The following is a 23,092-nucleotide window of genomic DNA, read 5'->3' on the forward strand; positions in this document are numbered from 1 at the left end:
TCATTACTCCTCGTGTACGCCGTACTTTTGGTCCAGCTTGTTCATCTGCCAGACATAAACAAAGATGAGTGCAACGAAGACATAGATGGAGCCCTGTTGTGCAAACCAGAAGCCCAGCTTGAGTCCGCCGATGCGGATTTCGTTCAGCGGTTCAACCAGGAGGATGCCGAATCCGTAGGAGACAACGAACCAGATACAGAGCAATACCAGCATCAATCTCAGGTTGGCTTTCCAGTAGGCCGTCGCGGCCTCTTCCGATTTAAATGCCATTCCTTCCCCCGTTACTTTTTTAGTGGTTATTGGCAGTGAACCAAATCTAGACCCTGCAACAGAATGGCGGTATTGGACTTTAGTCGTATGGGGGATGGGTAGATGGCTAACGTTATGTTTTATATTGTTTTTGTTAGTCCAGGCTGCAGAGGTAAGTGTGCTTTCGCTGTCGCAGGTATAAATAGGCTTCTGCGTCTGCACCCTTGTTAGGGTCTTGCTCGCCCAAGACCCTAACAACCCAAGGCGCCCCCACCAAGCGCTGTTCACTTCCCTTAGCCAGCTCTCCTGGCGGCACACAAAGACAGCACTTCCCTGTGCTGACTTTGTTCACTCGGCGTCCTGCCTCGTGACCTTGCATAACTGTCACGGTCAGTGCGCTTGAAGGGGGAGTTAACTCGTAGCTGGCTAGGGGACCAACCCCCTTCTATGTGCCCGAAGCGAAACCAAGCATTAGCGTGAAGACGGGCATGGATGCCCATCTTAGGCTCGTTAAACAGGGAGGTTTATCGAGCCGTTAGCTGAGACGCTGGTGAGAGCGGAGGATAAGCACATAGGCGGGGCGCACTCTCTGCCGGAAAAGAATGGTTGTTAGGGAGTGAACGCGTATTCACTCCCTAACTTGTGCGCTGAAACAGTGGCGAGCAAAAGAATATGAAATCATTGCGCACAAATCCTGGCTCCAAAATAGAACAAGAAGAGCTTGCCATCCCTATTATCAACAAAACCTAAAAACAGATTCCCTATCCAGCCTGATTATCAATTCAAAGCTTGAAAATATAATGCTCGCCATCAACAACTGGGGGCACCACAGACCTGCGTGCTCCCCACGAACGAGGGTTAACCATGCATTACGAAGGTAAGATTTACCGCCCTTGGATGGAGGCAGATAGTCTACTTATTCAAACCACCCTGGGGTGTTCCAACAACCAGTGCACCTTCTGCACTATGTTCGATGACAAGCGCTTTAAGGTGCGCGATATCGACGATGTGTTTAAAGATATCGAAGAGGCGCGGCAGCTCTATCGCCACGTACCGTCAATCTTCCTAGTCGACGGCAATGTGCTTGCAGCCAGAACCGAGTTTTTGCTGAAAGTGCTGAACAAAATCACCGAGACCTTTCCGGAGATTGAGAACATCGCACTTTACGCGGGCTACAACGACATTCGACGCAAGTCTGTTGAGCAGTTGAAACAACTGAAAGCCGCGGGCCTGACCATGATCTACGCCGGATTCGAATCGGGCGATCCTGTGGTGCTCAAGCGGATCAAAAAAGCGCTGACACCCGAGCAGATCATCGAAGGTGCGGCTATGGCCAAAGAGGCCGGTATTCGTTTGTTAGCGTCGATTATTTTCGGCCTGGGTGGCAGAGAACGCTCCAAGGAGCACATTATCGAAACCACCAAGATCTTGAACCAGAGCGCACCGGAAGAGATCGCTTCATTGGCGCTGGCGCTGCAACCTGGATCTGAGCTAGAGAAAGAAGCGCAACGGGGAGAGTTTCATATGCCATCGCCGCTGCAGGTGCTGGAAGAGGAAGAATATATGTTGGCCAACCTGGATATCCCCACCTACTACTGGGGCGACCACGGCAACAATATTGCGTCGATGAAAGGCTGGTTACCTGAACATCAACAAACCTTCCTCAGCAAGGTGCAACACGAGATCCGAACCAACCCGATCACCCAGCAGAACGTGATTCAAACCTTCGCTTGGTAGTCAAAATGAGCCTCTCCCGAGGCTCTTCTTCGCCTTTTAGCGTTTTCTCATTGGCCAGCAATAGGAGGGGAAATCATTGTGCACAAATCTTGGTTCCGAAATAGAACAAGTAGAGCTTCACCCCATTATCAACAAAACCTAAAAACTGATTCTGGCAATTAGCTAATTATCAACACGCCGACTCGTAACTACCCTTATCGCTGTACCCAACACTATCGCCACCGAAAACCAGTTGAGGAAAGATTATGAGTTACCAAGGCTTTACCACATTCAATGCGGTCGCTGATGGCGGCATTCTTACCGTGACCTTCGACTTTGGCCCAGTCAACGTGCAGGGACAGGAGATGCTGGCCGATCTCAACACCCTGGCGCTGCGCCTTGAGCGCGACCGCGATATCAAGGTGGTGGTATTCCAATCCGCCAATCCAGATATCTGGGTGTGCCACTACGACACCAATCTGCTCAAAGATATGTCGACCGACGCGGTATCCCGCGATGAAGCAAAGCTATTGGACCTGCAAGCCGTACTGGAGCGGATCAGCAAACTGCCCCAAGCGACTATCGCCAAGCTGGAAGGTTATGCCCGCGGTGGCGGTCATGAGTTCGCGCTCGCCTGTGATATGCGTTTTGCTGCTCGCGGTAAATACAAACTGATGCAGATGGAAGTGGGCATGGGGATCTTACCTTGTGGCGGTGGCGCATCACGTATGGCTCGTCAAGTCGGCTTGGGCCGCGCACTGGAAATCATCCTCAGCGCCCGCGACTTTACCGCCGACGAAGCCGAAGCCTACGGCACCATCAACAAAGCGCTAGCGCCGGACGAAATTGGTGAATATGTCGATACCCTGGCCAAACGTATTGCCCAGTTCCCGGCTGAATCAATCAATGCCTGTAAGCAGATGGTGTACGAGTCCATCGACAAGCCAATTGAAGAAGCCCTGAAAGCTGAAGCCTACTGGCTATATCAGGCTACCAGCAAAACGGCGGCGATTAAGCGCTTCACCATCGCCGATGAAAAACAGATGCAGTTTGATATCGACAACCAGCACAACTGGCCAGATTTGGTGATGCAGGTTCAGGATATCAACTAACTTAAACATGCCTTGTTTACGACGGCTTATCAGTACTACGAGAGTACTGAGACAGAACTCAGCACTACGAGAGACTTAAGAGAGAGCGCAACATGCAGAAGACCATACTGATCACCGGCTCCACCGACGGCATCGGATTAGCCACAGCAAAAATGCTGCTGGCGCAGGGCCACCATATCCTGCTGCACGGCCGTAATGCCGACAAGCTAACCAAGGTGAAAGCCGAGTTGGCGTCATCCGCAGAAGCCAACGCAGCAGGTGGCAGCGTTTTAGGTGGCAGCGCTTCAGTTGGCGGTGTTAAAGGCTATGTGGCAGATCTCTCTGATATGGCCGGCGTTAAAACACTGGCCGCTGCAGTGGCAGCTGATCTGTCGGAACAAAACAAACCGTTGGATGTGCTGATTAACAACGCCGGTGTTTACAGCGTGCCCAACGCGCAGACACCTGACGGGTTAGACGTCCGGTTTGTGGTGAACACGCTAGCGCCGTATCTGCTTACGCAAAAGCTGTTACCTGTATTGGCGAAGCAGGGGCGTATCGTTAACCTGTCATCGGCAGCGCAAGCGCCTGTGGATACGAGTGCATTGCAAGGGCAGGGCAGACTCTCTGACGGTGCCGCCTATGCCCAGAGCAAACTGGCACTCACGATGTGGAGCATGGCGATGGCCGATGACCTGGCGGCAGAGAAGGGCGCCGACAGCCCAGTGATAGTCGCGGTTAACCCGGCTTCGTTTTTGGGAAGCAAGATGGTCAAAGATGCCTACGGCATGGCGGGCAACGACCTGAGCATCGGCGCAGATATTCTGACCCGTGCGGCCGTGTCTGATGAGTTCGCGGATGCCTCCGGCAAATACTTCGACAATGACGCGCGACGTTTTGCCCAGCCGCATTCTGACGCGCTGGATAAAACCAAACGTGACGCAGTGGTAGCAGCGGTTTCAAGCACCATAGACCGGCTAACTCGGTAAGTGGTGTTTAACGGTACTCAGTCAGCTTAAAAACCGATTGAACGTCGATTGCATAGCGAATGAATACCGACTGAGTACTGAAAGTGCGGGTAGGTGAGTGCAGGTTGACTATCATTAAATAAGCGCAGTTTTTGAGGGGAACACTCATGAATCGCTTGTTACTGGTATTGGTCGTCAGCCTGCTTACCGCCTGTGCATTTCAGCAAGAATATTCCACGCCCTCGTTTAATGTCGGCAGCCTGCAAGAAGGGGCATTAGAACAAGACGGACTGGCATTTCTGACACCCTCCACCGTTACCGGTCAGGAGGAAGATACCCAGGCATTGGCGCTGGCCTTTGCCACTGTAATGAAAAAGCAGCGCCCAGAGATCAAAGTGGTGAAGTTGTCCGGCACCTTAAGTGAAATTAACTCCCACCACCTCACGGACAGCTACAAGGCCATGTATGCGACCTACCGCGACACCGGTCTGCTTAATGCTGATATTTTGAAAACCATCGGCGAAGTCACCGGCACCCGCTATATGGTGCAGCTGAAACTCTCCACCTTTAAACAAACCGCTACCAGCCGTTTTAACCTGCTGGGCCTGCGTGTCAGCCAAACGAATAAGTCCAGCATCCGTCTGTTTATGCAGATCTGGGACAGCGAAACCGGCACCATTGCCTTTGAAGCCAGCCAGGAGCTAAACCAAGCCCGAGAAAGCTTTGATGAAGACCCCATCACCTTTAAAGCCACCGTAGACAAAGCGGCGGAGTATATGTTGGAGAATATGCCGTAGGGAGAGGCTAACGCGCTGATAGCGAACGAATACAGACACTTAAAGTGTGGCTAATGTAGCATTTTTGGATGTTGCATAGGGGTATATTGAACCAAATCGCCGAAAGGAAGTGGCGCACCTCTAATATGGACGTTTTCTTCCTTTCCTTAATTCACTTAGTTTGTCTCATCCGGTTTTCTGACTGATAGAAACAGCTAGGATGGTGAACTATGATGAAAAACCTATTTCAAAGAAAAGTGAGATAGGGGACATGCTTGGGATAGGCATACATGGATTCCTTAATCAGATCGTTCCTCCGTGTATATCTATTCAGTGTTAAGATCCTAACCTTTTTGACAATGAGGACGTTAAAATGAGAGAAGTAATAATTACAGACTTAACAAGATTCTCGACAAACGAAAACGTTTGTACTGCTGCTATTGATGTGAATACAGGTGAATGTCTGCGGCCTATGCCGTATTTGAAAAGTGCAAAGTGTGAAGAATTGGGGATACATCCAGGTGCAATCTTAAGGGGTGACCTTAACTTTCATACCTCCCCCTCAAGTCCTCATGTAGAAGATGCGACCTACACTAGTCTGACATTTCATGGAGCATGTAGTGGAGCACAATTTAAACAAGTGTTAGAAAACTCACTGACTAACTCGGTGTCAGACGGATTTGGAATTGACTTCGATGCCGGACAGAAACATATACCTCATGACCAAATAGTAAACTGTTCAATTATTACTGTTAAAATTTTACCTAATGAATTGAGCATTCATGAGGACCAGTTCAAGCCTGGAAAAATCAAAGCCACTTTCACTGATGGCAGTGGGCATAGATACAGTTATTTATCAATAACAGATCGAGGTTTCCATGATTATGCTAAAAGTCATCAAAATGACGGAAGACTGCACGAAGTAACAGACCTCATCTCTAGGCAAGAAGAAGTGTATTTGAGGATTGGACTAAGCCGAGTTTTTCAGGCTCCAGATGGAAGGTACGGTTACTGGTTGCAAGTAAATGGAATATATACGTTCCCCGACTTTCACGATGAGATTAGGACTTATGATCAATAATATTGATATTTTTACAATTGGTTTCACCAAAAAGAACGCTGAAACATTCTTTAAATTTCTAAAAAATTCAGAGGTCAAGACTCTCATTGACGTCCGTCTAAATAATGTATCCCAATTAGCAGGGTTCGCTAAAAGAGATGATCTTGAGTTTTTTTTGAGAGAACTTTGCGGCACAGATTATGTTCACTCACCAGATCTAGCACCGACTAAGGACATTTTAAATGCCTACAAGAAAGGTGAGATACCTTGGGAAGTATATGAGGATAAGTTCCTAAATTTGATGAGTCAGAGGAATATTGAGAAATCTGTAAAGCCAGCATTGCTAGATCATGGTTGCTTGTTGTGCAGTGAGCACGAACCTCACTTGTGCCACAGAAGGTTGGTAGTCGAATATCTTAATGAACACTCTGATTTAAATCTTAAAGTGAAGCACTTATTCTAATGGCTACAGTGTTAATTCTTTATCCTAGCCTTTTTAATTGTTATTCCAAGTTTGCCAGAAAAGTTGGAAAAATTACATCTAGTCTTGATGCATTTATTCTGACGTATCATCAAGATTCTAATGGATTTATTGAAAGGTATTGCCAAGATTTTGGGGTGACCTGCAGGGTTCGAAATAGCATGGGAGAAGGTAGTGTTACTCATGCTATTATTTTTGATGATGGTGAAGAATTTGTAGAAGAAACCATAAAGATAAAAGCTAGTGGGATACCTGTTAGACGAATCAAGATATTTATCACGCGTGTTATAAATATTAAGGTGGAAGCGGAGTATCAAAATCAAAAAAGCACACCCTATTACGAATACATTGGAAGAGGTTCTTATTGGGGTAATCCTTATTCAATATACGAAGACGGTGATGATCGTGATGAAGTAATACGAAAGTTCAAATATGATTTTGATTATGAAAAATTTCCAAATATTACAAAATCTGAGGTTTTTAAGCTAAAAGGTAAAAGGTTAGGTTGCTTTTGTAAGCCGGAGGCATGCCATGGAGACGTACTAGCTGATTTTCTTAATTCATGGGATGACGGCGAGTAGCGCTTAACATGCCCTTAAAGTCGGACATGGTAGTTGATTCGAGGCAGTAGACATCAAAGTCAAAGTACCCGACAGGACTTAGAGCGATAGCTGTTAGCCTTACTCGCAATAATGGCGCTGTTACTAGACAGCTTTCCACAGTGCATGGAGTTAACTTGACCACAAAGCAGTTCTGTCTCTGGCGGTTTTTCCTTGGTATTGGCGGTAGGCTCCCTATGAGAGTAATGGTACTCATCTTTTTTTTCTTAACCGCTGTGGTAAGTGCTTCTGATTGTCCAAGTTGGATCCCCCATCGAAACTATCAGCCAATCCCGGAGCTAGAAAAGGCATTTAAAATTGGCCAGGCGTATTACTTGGCGAATGTCGCCAAACCAGAGAAGCCCATTGATTATGAATACAACGCGTATGTCTTCGAGGGGCATTATGTGATTGTTATTACTCCCTTGCACAGAGTGGATGGTGGGTATGCAGTCGTTACTGATGGCGACCAATGCGTATACATCACTCAATCATTGCTTGTGAAGGGTGTGAGGCAATGTATGGCGCCCGTTGCCGATTTAATGACAAAGTAATGCCTGGCTGGATAAGTCATGGAAACAAGTTTTTTCGCTAACGTTCGGTTGGTGCTAGTGCATTAGGTTTTGGTGAGTAAATGGACTTAAATGAAAAGTTGAAATCGACCCCTCTAAGGTGTTTGAGCGAATTTATCGCGACAGATGCGCCTGATGAAATCACTGCTAACGTCGGTATGGGTGACACGTTTGTCGTGAAATCAATCTCATGCACTTGTGGATGTGAAAACATGCTTCTGAAAGTATACAAGTCAGAAGAGGTCACAGGTTTCTTTAGAAAGAAGACGATCGCTTCATACTGGGCGCCGGCGTACTTGAAATGTCCTGAGTGTGGTGCCGAAAAGTTGATATTCGATCCGAGAAAGCATGGATGGGATGGCGAGATGGGAGAGGACTGTTCAATTACAGAGCAGGGCCAGCTAACTAGCTTTTCTGATACACCAGGCAAAGTTTACGTTTGTTGCACATTTCAAGGTGCTGAAAACTATGAAGAGTTAGTTTCCGAAGGCGTTAAAAACCCTCAAGACTACTTCGATACGTTTTCCTTGTGGTTTGGTCAAAGTCCCGAGTGCGTATTCGAATATGAATGCGCATAGTAAGGCTAGTCCAGCACGGCTGGTTAGACTTTTTGGATGTCATAAGCGTAAGGATTTTCACCATTGAATAGAGCAAATTGCCTGTTTGGGTTACTCATTGTCCTGCTATTGGGCTGTAGTGACGAGCGAAAGGTAATGGAATGTGCAGAGCTCTCATTGGGAATAAGTTTTTCTGAGGTGGAACAGATCTCCGCCGTCGCATTCACTGGTGAGTACTACCGGAAACTTGGCGAAGCGTACCCTGAACTTTCAGGAAAACTTGCCAGCCTGATTCAGGTAAAAGAGATCCAAAAACTATCTACCGACAAGGGCTTGGAAAACCCAAAGATCGAAATCTGTGTGGCATCTGAAAGTGGCACTGTGGGTGATCCTGTTTCTGTCGAGATTGTTCGCACAATGTTCAACCACTTGGCGGACGTATCGGAGCAATTCATCAGTCTTCACTATGAACAGCAGGTTGAGATAGAAAGATATGACGCCGTAGGTTCGTCGTCTGCACAACCACCGATAGGTGACAAAGATAATCGGTAACCTAGCCTCTGGCTGCTCGCTGTATCAGGAAAAAGAATAAGTACCATGGAAGAAAACATCGATTCAAAAGAGCATGGCGTAACCCCGCAACTATTTAAACAGTGGCGCTCCCCGCGCTTTGGGAATTCAAATCCCCAAAAAATAGAATCTACTGTGTGGGAGTGGTTGGTGCATTCAAAACTGTGTGGCTATTTATCGACACAGAAGATGGATGGCCCTTCTCCTCTCGATGAAGGTCCGACATGGAGTTTTGACCGTTTTGGACAAACCAAAACTCAACTTCCCGATGGACGCATCGTGTATGTAGGGGGGGAACATGAAGATCATTACGATCCTGACTTCCATATCTATAACGATGTAATCGTCGAGCATCCAAATGGAGAGCTCGACTTCTATTGCTATCCAAAAACCGACTTTCCACCGACAGATTTTCATACCGCAACGCTGATTGGCAGTAAAATAGTGATAATCGGCAGCCTTGGATACCCACAAGAAAGAGTACAGGCTTCAACTCAGCTTTATCTGCTAGATCTGGACAATTTTAAAATTACCACGATTGCCAGTTGTGGTGAATCGCCAGGATGGATTCACGGCCATGAAGCTACTCTCGATACCAGCCAAACCTCCATCACCGTAACAAAGGGATTAGTTGAAATTGAATCAGGTTCGCCGATGAGAGAAAACATCGATGACTGGAAGCTGGGTATAGAAAGTTGGACTTGGCAGAGGCTAACTGATCGACAATGGCCCCGCTGGGAGTTAACTAGAAAAGATAAAGCCAGAAATCATGTTTATGATATTCGGCGAGCGCTATGGAGCCATGAAGTTAACTGGAAGGAAGATCACCAAGAGGACATGGCGAGATTAGAGAAATCCATGGGGTTCAGCGTTGACTTCAATCTGGTGAAGACGCTTTACCAATTTGATTTTCCCCATGAAAGCCTTGTTGAGGATGAAGAAGAGTACAATGTCTATTGGATATACGTTGATGGTGTTCGAGTGCGATTTGTAGAAAAAATGCACTGTCTTACCGTTACAGTTGAAGGTTCGCTTAGCAACCAGACTCTAACCTCTATGAAAGAACAACTCATCTCGAATCTTAATGAGTTAGAAAGATCAGAATGGACAATCAACGAGTATTGAAACCGCCGTTTGGGAGGCTAACAGCGTCAGCCAATAAAAACGAAGCAAGCTTCTTGTGGGGGCTAGTCTCGCATAAATCATCATTAGAATAGTTTTTCTTGCGCATCTAGGTGGTTGATTTTTATGTGTATTTTAGGTTTTGAATGGGTAGAAAAATGTTCAGCGTAACGTTAAAGGGGTGGAGTGAGCCTCATCAGCACCCATCTGAGAGTTGTTTGCCAGACCACCTTTACTGCAGCGATAGCTTCCAATCTGTGAAACTAATGCAACTCTTGCGAGAAGTGGGGCTCAGATTAGCCGACAGTAAGAATGCTATCCACAATGTGATGTGTGGACATGACTTTGTCTTTGCAATTGAAGATGAACTCGTCGCAAAGAAGTTTGTATCACGAGCTAGGAAATACGGGGCGGAAGTCGAAATCTAATTCGTTAGCCCCCAGAAACAAGAAAGCGTGGTCGAACAATTACTCTCCTGTGTTTTAGGGCGTCATAGCGCCTCGCAATTCCCCTCGGAATAACCGGCCAGCTGGTATCTGTTTCCGTGGGAATTGACATTGAAAAAGCGCAGTGTGCCTTCAGAGTACAAATGAACAAAGCCTCGAACGCAGAGGTGGGTCTTTCCGGCCTGAGCCAATGAATGTAGCTCTTCTTGGAGGAGGTCTGTAGCAACATCAAGTTGGTAGGGGATTAGTGCCGTACCAATAAACTCACTGTATTTTTCCTCTGCATCAACCACTTCGAAAAAGGTACAGTTCCCGTCTGCACATTCATAGTTTTTGAGTGTTACTTCAAAATTGACCTCACTGCTTGACTGCTTTGCTCGCAGGTATGGCCCCAGATATGAGACTGACACTATGAGAAGTACGAGTACAGTGACAAGCGCAAGGATTGGCTTGGAATGTTTCATAGGGGAAAGTCCTTTATTTTCAATGTGGTTTCTTTGCTTCCAATCAATGGCCCCCCGCGAGTGTAATGGTCAATGATAGCTGATGGTACTCTCCGTTTGCCTTCAGCCAAATGGCCAGCCGCTATCAGAGTTCAGCAATCTCTATCAGAACATGGACCCGGATTGGCTTAATTAACGTCTTGTAACACGATTGCTTAAGGTGTTTGTGACGTTACTTTTGTTTGAGGTCGAAGCGCGCAAGCACTGGTCGTTAGCCGCTTTAGGGGCGTTCTCGCCCCGCTGTGATCTTATTGAAAACCACGTCAGCCTTACCCGCAAAGCCTTGCTGTTCCTGACAACCTCTCCGCAAACCCATATGATGATTAGCTTACCGCATTACTGAGTATCATCATGCTTTCCTGGCTTTGGCAGTTTGTTAAGTACTATAAAACCCGTTTGGCGATCGCCATTGTTGCGCTTGTCTTTACCTCGGCATTGACGCTGTCGTTGGGGCAGGGCATTCGGTTGATGATTGATAATGGCTTTGCCGCTGAGTCTTATGAAGGCCTGGCGTCGGCCCTGCAAGTCACGCTGTTGATTATTGTCGGTTTGGCCATTGGCGCCTATTTCCGGTTCTTTATGGTGTCTTGGATTGGTGAGCGGGTGGTGGCGGACATTCGTCGCCAGTTGTATGGCCGTTTGCTGAAACTGCCGCCGAGCTTTTTTGAAGATAATCTGGCGGGTGAAATTCAAAGCCGTGTCACCACGGATACCACCTTGCTGCAAACCGTGATTGGCTCCTCTTTTTCGTTTGCGCTGAGAAACACGCTCACTTTCTTGGGCGGTATTACGCTGATGTTTGTCAGCAACGTCAAACTCAGCCTGGTGGTGTTAGCGGTGGTGCCGTTTATTGTGTTCCCCTTGATTGTGATTGGTCGCAAGGTAAAGCGCTTGTCTAAAGACAGCCAGGACAAGGTGGCCACGGTCGGCGCTTGGGCCGGTGAAAGCTTGCAGCACATTAAGGTGGTGCAGGCCTTTACCCGCGAAGCGTTAGTGAGCCAGCAATTTGCTGATGGCGCCGAGGGCGCCTTTCAGACGGCGCTACGCCGGATTCGCTATCGTGCGTTTTTGATCGCCTTGGTGATGATTATGGTGATGGGGGCCGTCACTGTGATGCTGTATATCGGGGGCACCGATGTGCTGGCGGGTAACCTGTCTGCTGGTGACCTTTCGGCCTTTGTGTTTTATGCCATTATGGTGGCGGGTTCGCTGGCCGCCGTGACCGAAGTTTATGGTGATGTGCAACGTGCTGCGGGCGCTGCCGAACGTATACGAGAGCTGATCGCAACTGAGCCGGATATCCAAAACCCGGCCCAGACTCAGTCAGTAGATTTCAGCACCGATGGCCCGTTGATTGCCATTGAGAATTTGGCATTTAGTTACCCATCTCGCCCAGACCACAAAGCACTGGATGCCTTCAACCTAGAAATTCAGCAGGGTGAGCGTATCGCGCTGGTTGGCCCCTCTGGCTCGGGCAAATCTACGTTGTTTGATTTGCTACTGCGGTTTCGTGATCCGCAAACTGGCGGTATCAAGATTCAGGGCACCGATATCAGAGACATGGATTTGGAAAGCCTTCGGGACTCGTATGCGTTGGTGCCTCAGCAGCCGGTGCTGTTCAGTGCCAATGTGGTGGACAACATTCGGTTCGGCAAACCCGATGCCAGCCAAGAGGAAGTAGAAGCGGCAGCCAAAGCTGCCCACGCCCACGATTTTATCTTGGAGCTGCCAGACGGCTACAACAGCTTTTTGGGGGAGCAGGGCGTGAAACTTTCCGGTGGCCAGAAGCAACGGTTAGCTATTGCCCGCGCTATTTTGGCGGACCCAAAGATCTTGTTATTGGATGAAGCCACCAGCGCGCTCGATGCCCAGTCAGAGCATCTGGTTCAACAAGCGCTGGATGAGCTGATGAAAGACCGTACCACGCTGATTATTGCCCATCGCTTGGCGACGGTGGCCCATGTCGATCGCATCGCAGTGCTGGAGCATGGCAAGTTGGTAGATGTGGGTAGCCACAAGAGCTTGTTGCAGAGTTCACCCCTGTATAAGCGTTTGGCGGATCTGCAGTTTAAAACCCATGAGGCAGTGGAAGGCGAGGTTTAAAAGGAATTGCTGGAGTTAGGAAGCTTTGGTAAAGGTAATTGGAATTCAAGGAGTGAAACATGCCCAACGTTGATGTCAGGTCTTTGTCTGTTTGCATTCAGGCGTTGCAAACTGCGATTGCGCATAACAATTTCCTGTTTCAATCGAGCACCGTGGATAAGGATGATTACGAGGAGAGTTCCTATATGTTCGAATTGGAGCTCGCCAAGTTGGTAGAGATCTACAAGGTTGAAGAGGAAGCTGGTAATACTCAGATACCTTTGGAGTTGCTGCTTAAGCCACCGTTTGATGCACTGCTCTGATTCATCCCGCTACTTAAGGGCAAATAAAGTAGCTCTAGAATGCGGAGCATGTTGATAAGATAGTGGTCGAAAACCCTCAAAAACCCTCATTTGACGAGACAAAGAGAAACTTAATGGAAGGTACAAAACTGGGCGCTTTGATGGATCTGGCCGCGGATGCACAACGCCTGATTCAACATGACTACGAACAGATAGATCCGATTGTTGGCGCGCATACTCGCTTAAGAGAAAAGGGCATCCCCGGGGATGTGATGACAGTGGATTGCCCCCGGTCAGGCAAGCGTATTATCGTTATGCTGTTAGATGCTAATCCGGATCAAGTGGTTTGTACGTTTGGCTATAAAGACAAGGACGATACCGACGCGCACTTTGAGTTCTCATATGCCGATATCAATGCGGCGACCATCTATCACTGGATCGAGCGTCACTTTTCTTAGCCTTCTGATCTCCTGAGCTGCTGGTAAGAACAGTATTAAAGGGCTTAATGTTAGTCAGCCGAACAGCTTAAGTTGTTGAAGATTAGGGGGAATGCTATCTATTTTGCACTGTAGAGATTGTCGATAGAACTGGTCATTCAGCAGTTAGACTTGCGGGATTATGCTGTTTGTGAGCGAAATAGAAAAAACATAAACATCAGAAAGTTAGTATACCAACATTGCTGATATGCCAAGAAACGCTGGATAGGAAGTATGCCAAAACAAGTAACGTGTGGTGTCTGTACAACTACATCGAAAGCCAAGTTTAATTGGTCGTTTCCCGGTTTAAGGAAGTTTCATTGTCCTGGCTGTCAGACTGTTCATATCTTTGGCTTATCCATCATCACTAAGGTTTTGTACGGTCTGTTCTCATTGCTTCTTTTGTATGCAATTGCCATTGGCGTTGCCCAGCCAAGTATCTTGTTATTCGTGGTCGCCTATGCGTTTTACAAGGATCACATGATTCGTACCGAGCCACCCAAAGCGAAATTAGTTCAATAACCAATATTGGAAAAGGCGCTAAAGGAAAAGAGTCACCAATAGTTTTATGCACTTTTGATGGGGTATGTGATGAAAAAAGCAGTTGTGTATGTCGGGCTTGCTGTCACTTTATCTCTGGCCGCGTTGGCTTCGGGAGCCAGAACAGTTTGCATCTTTGTCGGCTCCTATAGTTTCTATTCATATAACTCTGCCTCTTTATCACTTGCCGCCATTGCATTGGTTTTTTGGGGGCTGTCGGTAAGGCGACTTTGGAAGCATCGCCGTTTATCCAAGTCGTTGCCCGAGCCAATGAAAATTGAAGGCTACGCTGACGACGGCAATCCTGTTTAACTGGAGACCGTCGTTAAACCTTACTTAGCGTGGCTTCCGCTGCCATTGCCCGCTTTAATTTCTTCATTCCTTTGCGGTAAATCACCCAGCTCATGATGCCTGCGGCGACATTGCCAACCAGTGCTCCCAGGAACATGCCATTCAGGCCGCCCAGTTGTGAACCGAGCCATAGGCAGGGCAGGTAACAGCAAAGCAATCGCAGCGCAGAAATAGAAAGTGCTCGCATCGATTTACCCATGGCATTGGCGACAGACACCATGATCATGCAGATCCCCAGCGCACCAAAACTAAATGGCACGCGCCACAGATAGTCGGTCAGGATATCGCTGACGGTTTGGTCTGTGGTCAGCAGATTGCCGATAGGGCTGGCCAGCGCAATGCCGATGAGGGCAATCAGCAGCTGCCAGACAAACACAAAACCAACGGCGATTTTGACTAGCAGATGGATCTTATCCAGCTCGCCAGCACCACGCAGACGGCCCACCATGGGCGGCATCGCCATGGTCAGTGCCAGTACGACGATAATGGAGAAAAATTCGAGGCGAGTACCAAGGCCCCAGGCGGCCACCACGGTTTCACCGTAACCGGCGACAATGGCGGTGGCAGCCATGGCAGAAATAGGCGGAATAAACTGGCTCATCATGGCGGGCAGCATGATGGCAACCAGCTGTTGCAGGCCGCTCAGGTTCTCTTTCAGGCGCAGTTTTAGGCTGACCCAGTGCTTGGCAAGGATCTTGGGGTAGATGATCACGCAACCCACCAGAAACGCACAGATGGTCGCCCACGCGGCACCGGCAATACCCATGTCGAAGGTAAAGATAAACAGCGGATCCAGGATCATGTTGATAATGCTGGTGACCACCATCACCACGCCGGGGGCTTTGGTATGGCCTTGAGCACGGTAGATGCTGTAACCGAAATAGAGCATGGCACCCAGCCAGGCACTGATCAGCCAGGGAAACCAGTATTCACGTACTGTGGGGTAAAGCTCGGGCTCGGCCCCGAGTAGTCTGAGCAGCGCTTCCTGATTAAACCAAATCAGTACACACAGCAGCAAGATAGACAGAAAGCCTACCGCGACCACCAGTGTGCCCAGTTGCCTAGCATGGTCCTCTTTATTGGCTCCCAGCGCTTGTGCGATCACCGCCGTAGTGGCGATACCGATACCAACCTGAATCCCAATAATCAGTTGATAGACAGGGATGGTGAAACCCACCGCAGCCAGGGGCTTAACGCCCAGTTGACCGATAAAGGCACTGTCGACCAGTTGGTAACTCATGATCGCCAACACGCCGATAATCATCGGCATAGTCATGCGGTAAAGCTGCACGGCGAGGGATTTGGTTTGGCTTGTCATCTGTTCTCTATTTCAAAAGGCCGATTGAAGGCGCTGGTCTCGTGTCATGGTTAATTGCTAAAGGCCCCTACTTTCGGGGCTCTGGCTTTAAAGGTCCTTATTTTCAAGGTCCTGATCCCAATAGGGCGGGTTACCATAGTATTCGGCAAAATAATCGATAAACGCACGCACCTTAGGGGCCAGCAAACGAGAGCTGGGGTATACCGCCCAAATAGCAGCGTCGGATACCAGCGGATAGTCGGTCAACACGGGCACTATCTCACCGCGCTTTAGGTGTTCATACACGATCCAGGTGGCACACAGGGTGATGCCCATGCCGCTGGCGCAAGCGTCTCTGACTGCTTCACCGTGGTCGGTTCTGAGCTTGCCCTGGGCTTTGATCACCTTGTGGCCATTGGGTGTGTCAAAGGTCCAACTATCCAGCCCCACCAAATGTACGCAGTTGTGCTGGTACAGATCATCGGGGGTTTGCGGCGCACCATGTTTTTCCAGATATTCAGGTGAGGCGCAGATAATACGCCTGTCGGGTGCCAGATTACGAGCGATCAGGCTGGAGTCTTTTAACGCCGAATCTCGGATAGCGATATCAAAACCGCCTTCTACCATATCGATAATGGTATCGGTCAGTCGCAAGTCGATGGATAGGTCCGGGTACTTTTCCTGAAAGCCTTTAAGCGCAGGTACCAGATGCATGCGACCAAACGAGGCGGGCGCAGTCACGCGCAGGGTACCGCTGGGAGAGGCTTTGCCTGCACCGACGGCGGCACGGGCGGCATCAACACTGCTGAGCACTTCTTCTGCGTGAGGCAGAAAAGCCTGACCCTCTTCGGTCAGTGACACTTTACGCGTGCTGCGGTGCACCAAGCGCACACCCAGGCTGTTTTCCAGCTTACTGATATGGGCACTGGAAACCGCGGGCGACAACCCCAGTTCAGCCCCTGCCTGACTGATGTTATTGGTGGCGGCGAGTCGAACGAAAAGCTTTAAGTGCTCAATATTCATTGTGATCTGGTTGGGACCTTGCTCGTAAGTTGGTTAGCTAACTTGTTGGTGAAAATCAGAGCGCATTCTGGGCATAAATCAGCGCGCACTCCTGTGCTCATAAAGGCCCTTACTCTCGTTGCCAACTATAGCCTGTTTATTATCAACAAAAAGTAAAAACTGATTATTCAAACATCTTAATTATCAAAATTTATATGTTGAATGATACTTATGCCGTCACTTAAATCGCAGCCAAAAAGGTAACGCACCCATGAAAGCATCCATCATTAACAGTTTCGGCAGTTCAGACGTTTTTGAGTTGGCAGATATTCCCACGCCCGAGCTAAAGCCAGGGCATGTGCTGGTGAATGTGGCTGCATCCAGCGTAAACACCGTCGACACCATGATCCGCCAGATGGGCGAAGACCTTAAACCACTGTCGCCTGAGCTTCCGGCGGTATTGGGGATGGACTTTGCAGGCACAATCACAGCGGTCGGCGAGGGCGTGACTGGCTTTGCGGTGGGTGATGAGGTTTATGGCTGTGCCGGTGGCATGGCAGACCTGCAAGGTGCGTTGGCGGAACAGATGTTGGCGGATGCTAGGTTGATTGCCCACAAGCCGAGCAATCTGTCGATGAAAGAAGCGGCGGCTATTCCTCTGGTGGGCATTACCGCTTATGAAGGTTTGGCGCGTGCCGGTACCAAGTCTGGCCAAAAGGTGCTGGTGCATGGCGGTGCTGGCGGTGTGGGCCATATCGCATTACAGTTGGCCAAACATATGGGCGCTGAGGTGTATGCCACTGGTTCTGGCGACGACAAGTTGGCGATGATTCAGGAGCTGGGCGCCACGCCAATCGATTACACCAAAGAAACCATCAGTGATTATGTTGCCAAGCACACTGACGGAGCAGGTTTTGAAGTGATTTTTGATTCTGTGGGCGGGGCCAATATGGCGAACTCGTTTGAAGCGGCGGCACTGAATGGCCAGGTGGCTTCGACGGTATCCATGGTGGAACTGGACCTGACCACAGCGCATTTCAAAGGCTTGTCACTGCATGTGGTGTTTATGCTGATCCCTATGCTGCACAACTTCCAGCGTCAGGCGCATGGCGAGATACTGGCTAAGCTGACCGAAATCGTTGAAGCGGGAGGCATGCGTCCGGTACTCGACAGCGAAAACTTTACCCTGGCAGAGGCAGGTAAAGCCCACGACCGCCTTAACAGTGGTAAAGCCATGGGCAAGGTAGTGGTAGAGATCTGAGATCGTTTATTTCGGATTCGTAGAAAGGGGACCTGATGGTCCCTTTTCTATTTCTGCGGATTAGTATTTTGGATTGAATGTGAGCAAGCGCATGCTTTAACAATCTCAGGTTTTTGTGAGTATGCGTCAGATCAAGCGATGACCCGTTCGTGACACTTTGATGACAACGTCTGGCGTAGAGTGTTTTCACAAGTATCTGATTACATGATAAAGGGAATCGCTCATGTCCGGTCTGAGTAAGCGCCGAGTTATCTCTCCCACGTTTCTGATTACGCCCATGGTGTTGGCATTGTCTGCCTGTGGCGGTGGTAGCAGTGGCAGTGATGATCCACCCCCGCCTCCTGCCCCAACGAGCTTTACTGTTGCTGGTGCCGTGTCCGGTTTACCGGACTTTGGTCAATTGAGAGTGGCCCTCAATGGTGGCTTGTCTGAGCCTGTGATGGTCGATCAGAACGATAGTACCTTGGGACAATTCAGCTTTCCTGACCAGTTCGAAACGGGCGATAGCTATGAAGTGACGCTCGCCGGCACGCCTTCTCGCACCAGTTGCACCATCACCAATGGTGCGGGTGAGGTAGCTGACGCAGATATCACCAATATTCAAATCGACTGTGCTCCTGTGCCACTTGCACCCAATGAACATACGATTTCAGGTCAGATCCAAGGCCTTGATGCCAACACCGGTGTTCAACTCATGCTCAATGGCGAGGAGCTACTAGAAGTCGATCATGATGGTCGCTTTATGTTCCAGACTGCCATGGTCGATTTTCAGGCGTATGAGGTTGAGGTTGAGCGCGATCCGGCCCGCCAAGAGTGCGAGGTTGAAAATGGTGAAGGCGTTGTTGAAGAAGGCAACATCGCAGATTTGATGGTGACCTGTGCGGGCGACGATTCGACCGATATCTTCGCTAGCGATCGTATGCACCGTTTCCGTATCACGATGACAGCACAGGAATGGCTGGCGTTTGTGTTGGATACCGAGCGTGCACGTTACACCAACCGTGATGCCCATGGTTGGGGTGGTTGGAATCTATGGACTCACAGTGAAGTGTACCGTGAGGTGTCGCTGGAGTATTTGGATGACAATGGTGACGTGATCGACCAGGTAGAGCACGTTGCATTTAAGATGCGTGGCAATACCAGCCGTCAGTGGCCTGAGGAGTGGTATCAACAAGAGGACGACAGCTGGACAGCGAAGCCTCGTCGTTTTCATTTCTCTTTGAAGTTTGACGAGAAGTTTGATGACGACGAGAGCGTGTATGCCTGTATCGATGATGCCGGCAACCCAGCAGCCGTCGATAACGACCACTGTAGTAATCGTGTCAGCCGGGATGTGCCCGAAGTTCCTGAAAACGATGACCGCACTTTTATGGGTGTCGAGAAGCTGTATTTCAAATTCAATAAGGACGACCCCAGCTACCAGCGTGAAATGCTGGCACACGATGTTCTGAATACAGCGGGAGTTCCTACCGGCCGCATGGCTCATGCCAGTGTTGAGCTAGTGATCACGGGGACGTCTAGCGAAACCCTATACGGCCGCCAACTGCCGCAGACCTATCACATGGGTGTGTTTATGATGGACGAAGCGGTTGATAAGCCTTTCCTGAAACGCTACTTCGGCAAAAACGGCTACCTGTTTAAAGTGGGGGGCGGTGACTTGAGCTCGACGACAGCAGCCGATCCCAACTGTGTGCCTTACGAGGATGGCTCCGGTTACATCAACAGTAACTTCTGTGTGATTGGTGTTGAGAAGTCCGATCCCGCGTCTCGCGAAGAGTGGTTGGGTACCGACAACTATATGAATCCCGATTTCGTTAATAGCGATATTAATGAGAGCGGTGAAGTCTCGCAGTTCGCGCCCTATCGACCCACTTACGACATGAAAAGTAAGAAGAAGTCGATTGCTGATGCCCGTGTTGATTTGCAGAACTTTATGGTGTTTGTGCAAAGTCAGCCAACATCGGCAGAGCTTGCCGAACAGTTTGATGTGGATGGATTTATCAGAGCGCAGGCGGCAGATATTGTAATTGGTGCTGTCGACCATTATGTACGTGTTGCCAACAACTACTACCTGTATCTGAATCCACTGACGGAAAAGTGGACTTACCTGACATACGACTACGATTTCAACTTCCGTGACAACCACCCGGATGCCTGGGGTAGCGATGTGCCCGCGTTCCAAAATGTCGCTGGCAGTTATGCCTTGCCGGGCATGGGCGGGCGAGATTGGGCTAGCGACCGCCTGAGCAATGTTACGCCACTGCTTTGGAATATCGTGATGTCAGAAAGCGTCAATCAGCGCCGCTTGTTGCAGGAGGTGAAACGAATTCTCGATGCCCAGATGGATTGGGATTCACAGTTGGCACCTAAGCTGGAACAGCGCCGCCAGATGATTGAAAGTGCCGTGATGGCAACCGACGCGGCTCATCCGCAGGGCTGTGAACAGATCTATGATCGACGCGCTATTGATGCTGACCGTGGCACCGCTTTATGTGACTCCGGCGATGTATCAATGAAAGTGTTTGTTGAGGAGAAAGTCGAGGCACTACGCGCTGAACTGGAAGCGCACGGAATTGAATAGCCTAAGCGTTAGCGTTTGATAAGCTCCCTCTCCACTTGTTGTTCAAATGAGTGGAGAGGGAACAGACTAGGTCTTATCGCTGTCGACTGGCTCAAACTCAAACTGCAGCAGGCCAAGTTCACCCGCAATCCAAACCACTAATCGGCCAACAAGGCTGAGTTCCTTGCGCATTTGCATTACCTCGTGTGCCAGGCCAGGTTCGTCAGTAATCAATCCGTCAACGCCGCGACTAAGCATCACCGACATCATTACCGGATTATTAACCGTCCACACGTATACCTTCAGACCGCGCTCATGGGCACTGCGAATTAACGAGGGTGTGGCCGCGTTGCTATTTAGGGCGAGGAAATCAACATCCAACCGGGTCAGATCACCCAAACTAGCGGTGCTTAATAGTCCGCGTTGCCAACTAGGCTCCAGTTCCGCCACCTGATTAACAGCTCTGCGATTCAGCGACATGATCATGACTTGATCTGACATACCTGTATCCCGCACCACCTCGGCAACCCTGGGAGCCAACAGCAACTGTTTGTGTTGCCCTTGTCCTCCGTAGTACTTGAGCTCGATGATAATCCCGGCTTTACCATCAAACCGCTGCAGAACCTGACGCAGTGTCGGAATGCGCTCAGAAGCAAACTCTGGCGCAAACCAGCTGCCGACGTCTAGATCGGCCAGATCCGTCTGGGTGGCGTGCCACGCCCGGAGTGGATTGCCTGCCACTTTCATAAAATCGCTATCATGGGTAACAATCACTTGGTCATCGCCGCTGAGCTGCACATCCAGTTCAATCCAGTCGCTGTGCTGGCGAACTGCTTCTTCGAAGGCGGCCATGGTATTTTCAGGGGCGGCATTGGAGGCACCTCGATGTGCGATAACCTCAGCATGGTCTTCTGCAGAGACCTGTCCCAATACTTGGTAAACCAATAAACCGGCGACCAAGGCGACGCTGGCGCAGATCGCCCACGGCCGCCAACCAGAGAGCAACAAACGGTAGCCTTGCCAGGTGATGGGCCGCAGGCGTTCAAGAGCAGGCAAGGTTGTTTTAACTACTAGTCGACGATACAGACGCAGCATCAGTAACACGAACAGTGACAGCGAACCAAATCCTAAAACCAGGTTGAATATCAGCGTCACCGATAGCAGCACCATCACAAACAGGCTTGCCATCAGCCAGCCTTCCCCTGTGATTAATGGCGCCAGCTGTGCACCCAAAAAACCAAGCAAAACGGCGACAAGCCACTGCACCAGCCAAAGCAATAATATCCAAGACAACAGGCTCACGCAGATAAGCAGGGCATAACCTTTGGTGTATTGCCTACTTTCACGCAGCGCACGTTTGCCTGGCACACCCGCAAACAGAGTCAGCGGCAGTGCCATCGACCAGCTCGACAGCAAGCGAACCGCCAACAGCAGATAGGCCACACCAAGCCCTCCAGCCCACCACAGTGCTGTGTTCCACTCGGGTGGTTGATGGGACAGGTAGTAATTGATGTCATGGCTCGATAGCAGCCACCAGTAGACCCCAGCGAGCAATCCAATCAATGGCACGGCCAGTGCCAACAGCCGAACCAGCACGTGCCCTCCTAGTAGCAGCAAATCTCGTCCGTGTTGAACCACGTAGCGAATGGCCGCAAGGCAAGAAACGCGTTCGCCACGCAGCGCACCGTAGGCGATCACACTCATGGCGCCGACTTCAGCAAACCACACTCCGAGTGATACCGAACCGACAACAAACAGCCCTAACAAACCAACGGGATGCAACAGAAACAGCAGAATATCCTCATCGCTGAGCACACTCTCATCTGCAGCAAGCAAAAACAGTTTGAGAAGCAGCAGAATGATAGGGGCGATAAGCAGGCTGCTCAGCAACCATGCCAGTAGATGTGTCAACAGGAAGCTGCGCCAAAGACCAATAAAGTCCCGCACACTGGCGTAAAGTTCAGAGATAGGCAGCAATAAAGGCATAAATAATCAATGAAAGCTCAAAACAGGTCGTATGTTAGCGGCGAAGTCGCTTAGTAATGCGTGTCCCAAGGATTTGCTTATTAGGCAGTTTTAACTTTCTCAAAAAGCTCCCCCAAAGTGAGGTCGTCATGCCATACAGATTCCAACGAGATGCCATACTTATCGCGCAAATCACCATCTAGATTTTCAAACTCCATCGCGTCAGCTTGCCATTTGTGAGGATACAAATTTCTGTATATATCCAATAGCTTATCGTCTGGATTAAACTTAAGCCTGTTGCTGTCATTAAAAGCAAACGCCAGCATAAAGAAGGGTAGGAAATCTCGAATTTCGGTCTTCGGTGCTTCGGGGAAACGCTTCTTCCATGCCTTGCCTTCACATGACCTAATTCTATATTTCTTTGGTAGTGAATCACCCCAAATGATCCATACAACGAAAACTATCCCAACGAAGACGATTAGTCCTGTATTCATATTCTTGCCCAATCCGTGATAGGAGGCATAAAAGCCGCAGATCCCTTTACCG

25 protein-coding genes are annotated in these 23,092 nt (G+C 49.3%); 18 read left to right on the plus strand and 7 right to left on the minus strand.

Annotated elements, in window-relative coordinates; translation table 11 throughout:
• Nucleotides 1-3: 3 nt before the first annotated feature.
• Complete coding sequence (locus ABEA14_RS01230) at nt 4-270, minus strand: DUF4212 domain-containing protein (protein WP_345337931.1); 267 nt, start codon at nt 268-270, stop codon at nt 4-6.
• Nucleotides 271-403: 133 nt separating this feature from the next.
• Nucleotides 404-601, minus strand: a complete 198-nt coding sequence (locus ABEA14_RS01235; protein WP_345337933.1) for a hypothetical protein — start codon at nt 599-601, stop codon at nt 404-406.
• A gap of 512 nt (nt 602-1,113) precedes the next feature.
• Here ABEA14_RS01235 and ABEA14_RS01240 point away from each other — a divergent pair.
• The 11 genes from ABEA14_RS01240 (at nt 1,114) to ABEA14_RS01290 (ending at nt 9,764) form a co-directional block, all read left to right on the plus strand.
• On the plus strand, nt 1,114-1,986 hold the full coding sequence (locus tag ABEA14_RS01240) for a B12-binding domain-containing radical SAM protein (RefSeq protein WP_345337934.1): 873 nt from the start codon (nt 1,114-1,116) through the stop codon (nt 1,984-1,986).
• 245 nt (nt 1,987-2,231) lie between these two features.
• The gene (locus ABEA14_RS01245; protein ID WP_345337936.1) at nt 2,232-3,077 is read left to right on the plus strand and encodes an enoyl-CoA hydratase/isomerase family protein; all 846 of its coding nucleotides are present in this window, start codon (nt 2,232-2,234) and stop codon (nt 3,075-3,077) included.
• Nucleotides 3,078-3,169: 92 nt separating this feature from the next.
• On the plus strand, nt 3,170-4,045 hold the full coding sequence (locus tag ABEA14_RS01250; RefSeq protein ID WP_345337937.1) for an SDR family NAD(P)-dependent oxidoreductase: 876 nt from the start codon (nt 3,170-3,172) through the stop codon (nt 4,043-4,045).
• A 146-nt stretch (nt 4,046-4,191) separates the two neighbouring features.
• Complete coding sequence (locus tag ABEA14_RS01255; protein ID WP_345337939.1) at nt 4,192-4,821, plus strand: hypothetical protein; 630 nt, start codon at nt 4,192-4,194, stop codon at nt 4,819-4,821.
• Between the two features lie 352 nt (nt 4,822-5,173).
• Nucleotides 5,174-5,881, plus strand: coding sequence for a dual OB domain-containing protein (locus ABEA14_RS01260; RefSeq protein ID WP_345337940.1), 708 nt, complete (start codon nt 5,174-5,176; stop codon nt 5,879-5,881).
• Nucleotides 5,871-6,323 carry a DUF488 domain-containing protein gene (locus tag ABEA14_RS01265; RefSeq protein ID WP_345337941.1) on the plus strand — a complete coding sequence of 151 codons (453 nt, stop codon included), beginning with the start codon at nt 5,871-5,873 and terminating at the stop codon, nt 6,321-6,323. Before ABEA14_RS01260 ends, ABEA14_RS01265 begins: the two co-directional genes overlap by 11 nt.
• A complete protein-coding gene (locus ABEA14_RS01270; RefSeq protein ID WP_345337942.1) occupies nt 6,323-6,922 on the plus strand; it encodes a DUF4326 domain-containing protein in 600 nt (199 codons plus the stop codon). Before ABEA14_RS01265 ends, ABEA14_RS01270 begins: the two co-directional genes overlap by 1 nt.
• Nucleotides 6,923-7,077: 155 nt before the next feature.
• Nucleotides 7,078-7,494, plus strand: coding sequence for a hypothetical protein (locus tag ABEA14_RS01275; protein ID WP_345337943.1), 417 nt, complete (start codon nt 7,078-7,080; stop codon nt 7,492-7,494).
• A gap of 230 nt (nt 7,495-7,724) precedes the next feature.
• Nucleotides 7,725-8,090: a hypothetical protein gene (locus tag ABEA14_RS01280; protein ID WP_345337944.1), complete on the plus strand. Its 366-nt coding sequence runs from the start codon at nt 7,725-7,727 to the stop codon at nt 8,088-8,090.
• Between the two features lie 63 nt (nt 8,091-8,153).
• A complete protein-coding gene (locus tag ABEA14_RS01285; RefSeq protein WP_345337945.1) occupies nt 8,154-8,621 on the plus strand; it encodes a hypothetical protein in 468 nt (155 codons plus the stop codon).
• Nucleotides 8,622-8,666: 45 nt separating this feature from the next.
• Nucleotides 8,667-9,764, plus strand: coding sequence for a hypothetical protein (locus tag ABEA14_RS01290; RefSeq protein WP_345337946.1), 1,098 nt, complete (start codon nt 8,667-8,669; stop codon nt 9,762-9,764).
• A gap of 487 nt (nt 9,765-10,251) precedes the next feature.
• On the opposite strand, the gene ABEA14_RS01295 is transcribed toward ABEA14_RS01290, so the two are convergent.
• On the minus strand, nt 10,252-10,671 hold the full coding sequence (locus tag ABEA14_RS01295) for a hypothetical protein (RefSeq protein WP_345337947.1): 420 nt from the start codon (nt 10,669-10,671) through the stop codon (nt 10,252-10,254).
• Between the two features lie 205 nt (nt 10,672-10,876).
• Between ABEA14_RS01295 and ABEA14_RS01300 the strand changes: the two genes are divergently transcribed.
• From ABEA14_RS01300 to ABEA14_RS01320, 5 genes are all read left to right on the plus strand, one after another.
• On the plus strand, nt 10,877-11,053 hold the full coding sequence (locus ABEA14_RS01300; protein ID WP_345337948.1) for a hypothetical protein: 177 nt from the start codon (nt 10,877-10,879) through the stop codon (nt 11,051-11,053).
• Between the two features lie 8 nt (nt 11,054-11,061).
• Nucleotides 11,062-12,813 carry an ABC transporter transmembrane domain-containing protein gene (locus ABEA14_RS01305; protein WP_345337949.1) on the plus strand — a complete coding sequence of 584 codons (1,752 nt, stop codon included), beginning with the start codon at nt 11,062-11,064 and terminating at the stop codon, nt 12,811-12,813.
• 59 nt (nt 12,814-12,872) lie between these two features.
• Entirely contained in the window at nt 12,873-13,115 is a 243-nt protein-coding gene (locus tag ABEA14_RS01310) for a hypothetical protein (protein ID WP_345337950.1), read from the plus strand.
• Nucleotides 13,116-13,228: 113 nt separating this feature from the next.
• On the plus strand, nt 13,229-13,552 hold the full coding sequence (locus ABEA14_RS01315; protein WP_345337951.1) for a hypothetical protein: 324 nt from the start codon (nt 13,229-13,231) through the stop codon (nt 13,550-13,552).
• 609 nt (nt 13,553-14,161) lie between these two features.
• Nucleotides 14,162-14,422, plus strand: coding sequence for a hypothetical protein (locus tag ABEA14_RS01320; protein WP_345337952.1), 261 nt, complete (start codon nt 14,162-14,164; stop codon nt 14,420-14,422).
• 13 nt (nt 14,423-14,435) lie between these two features.
• Here ABEA14_RS01320 and ABEA14_RS01325 read toward each other — a convergent pair whose 3' ends face one another.
• Complete coding sequence (locus ABEA14_RS01325) at nt 14,436-15,779, minus strand: MATE family efflux transporter (protein WP_345337953.1); 1,344 nt, start codon at nt 15,777-15,779, stop codon at nt 14,436-14,438.
• 87 nt (nt 15,780-15,866) lie between these two features.
• On the minus strand, nt 15,867-16,781 hold the full coding sequence (locus tag ABEA14_RS01330) for a LysR family transcriptional regulator (protein WP_345337954.1): 915 nt from the start codon (nt 16,779-16,781) through the stop codon (nt 15,867-15,869).
• A 250-nt stretch (nt 16,782-17,031) separates the two neighbouring features.
• Between ABEA14_RS01330 and ABEA14_RS01335 the strand changes: the two genes are divergently transcribed.
• Nucleotides 17,032-18,021, plus strand: coding sequence for a zinc-dependent alcohol dehydrogenase family protein (locus tag ABEA14_RS01335; RefSeq protein WP_345337955.1), 990 nt, complete (start codon nt 17,032-17,034; stop codon nt 18,019-18,021).
• Between the two features lie 223 nt (nt 18,022-18,244).
• Nucleotides 18,245-20,602, plus strand: a complete 2,358-nt coding sequence (locus ABEA14_RS01340) for a CotH kinase family protein (protein WP_345337957.1) — start codon at nt 18,245-18,247, stop codon at nt 20,600-20,602.
• 66 nt (nt 20,603-20,668) lie between these two features.
• Here the strand turns inward: ABEA14_RS01340 and ABEA14_RS01345 are convergent, their stop codons facing one another.
• Together ABEA14_RS01345 and ABEA14_RS01350 are read right to left on the minus strand one after the other, a co-directional pair.
• Nucleotides 20,669-22,567 (minus strand): glycerophosphodiester phosphodiesterase family protein, encoded by a 1,899-nt coding sequence (locus ABEA14_RS01345; protein ID WP_345337958.1) that lies wholly within the window; start codon nt 22,565-22,567, stop codon nt 20,669-20,671.
• Nucleotides 22,568-22,647: 80 nt separating this feature from the next.
• The gene (locus ABEA14_RS01350) at nt 22,648-23,040 is read right to left on the minus strand and encodes a hypothetical protein (RefSeq protein WP_345337959.1); all 393 of its coding nucleotides are present in this window, start codon (nt 23,038-23,040) and stop codon (nt 22,648-22,650) included.
• Nucleotides 23,041-23,092 lie beyond the last annotated feature (52 nt).

The organism is Corallincola platygyrae (genome assembly GCF_039544265.1).
In the GTDB taxonomy this organism is placed as follows: domain Bacteria; phylum Pseudomonadota; class Gammaproteobacteria; order Enterobacterales; family Neiellaceae; genus Corallincola; species Corallincola platygyrae.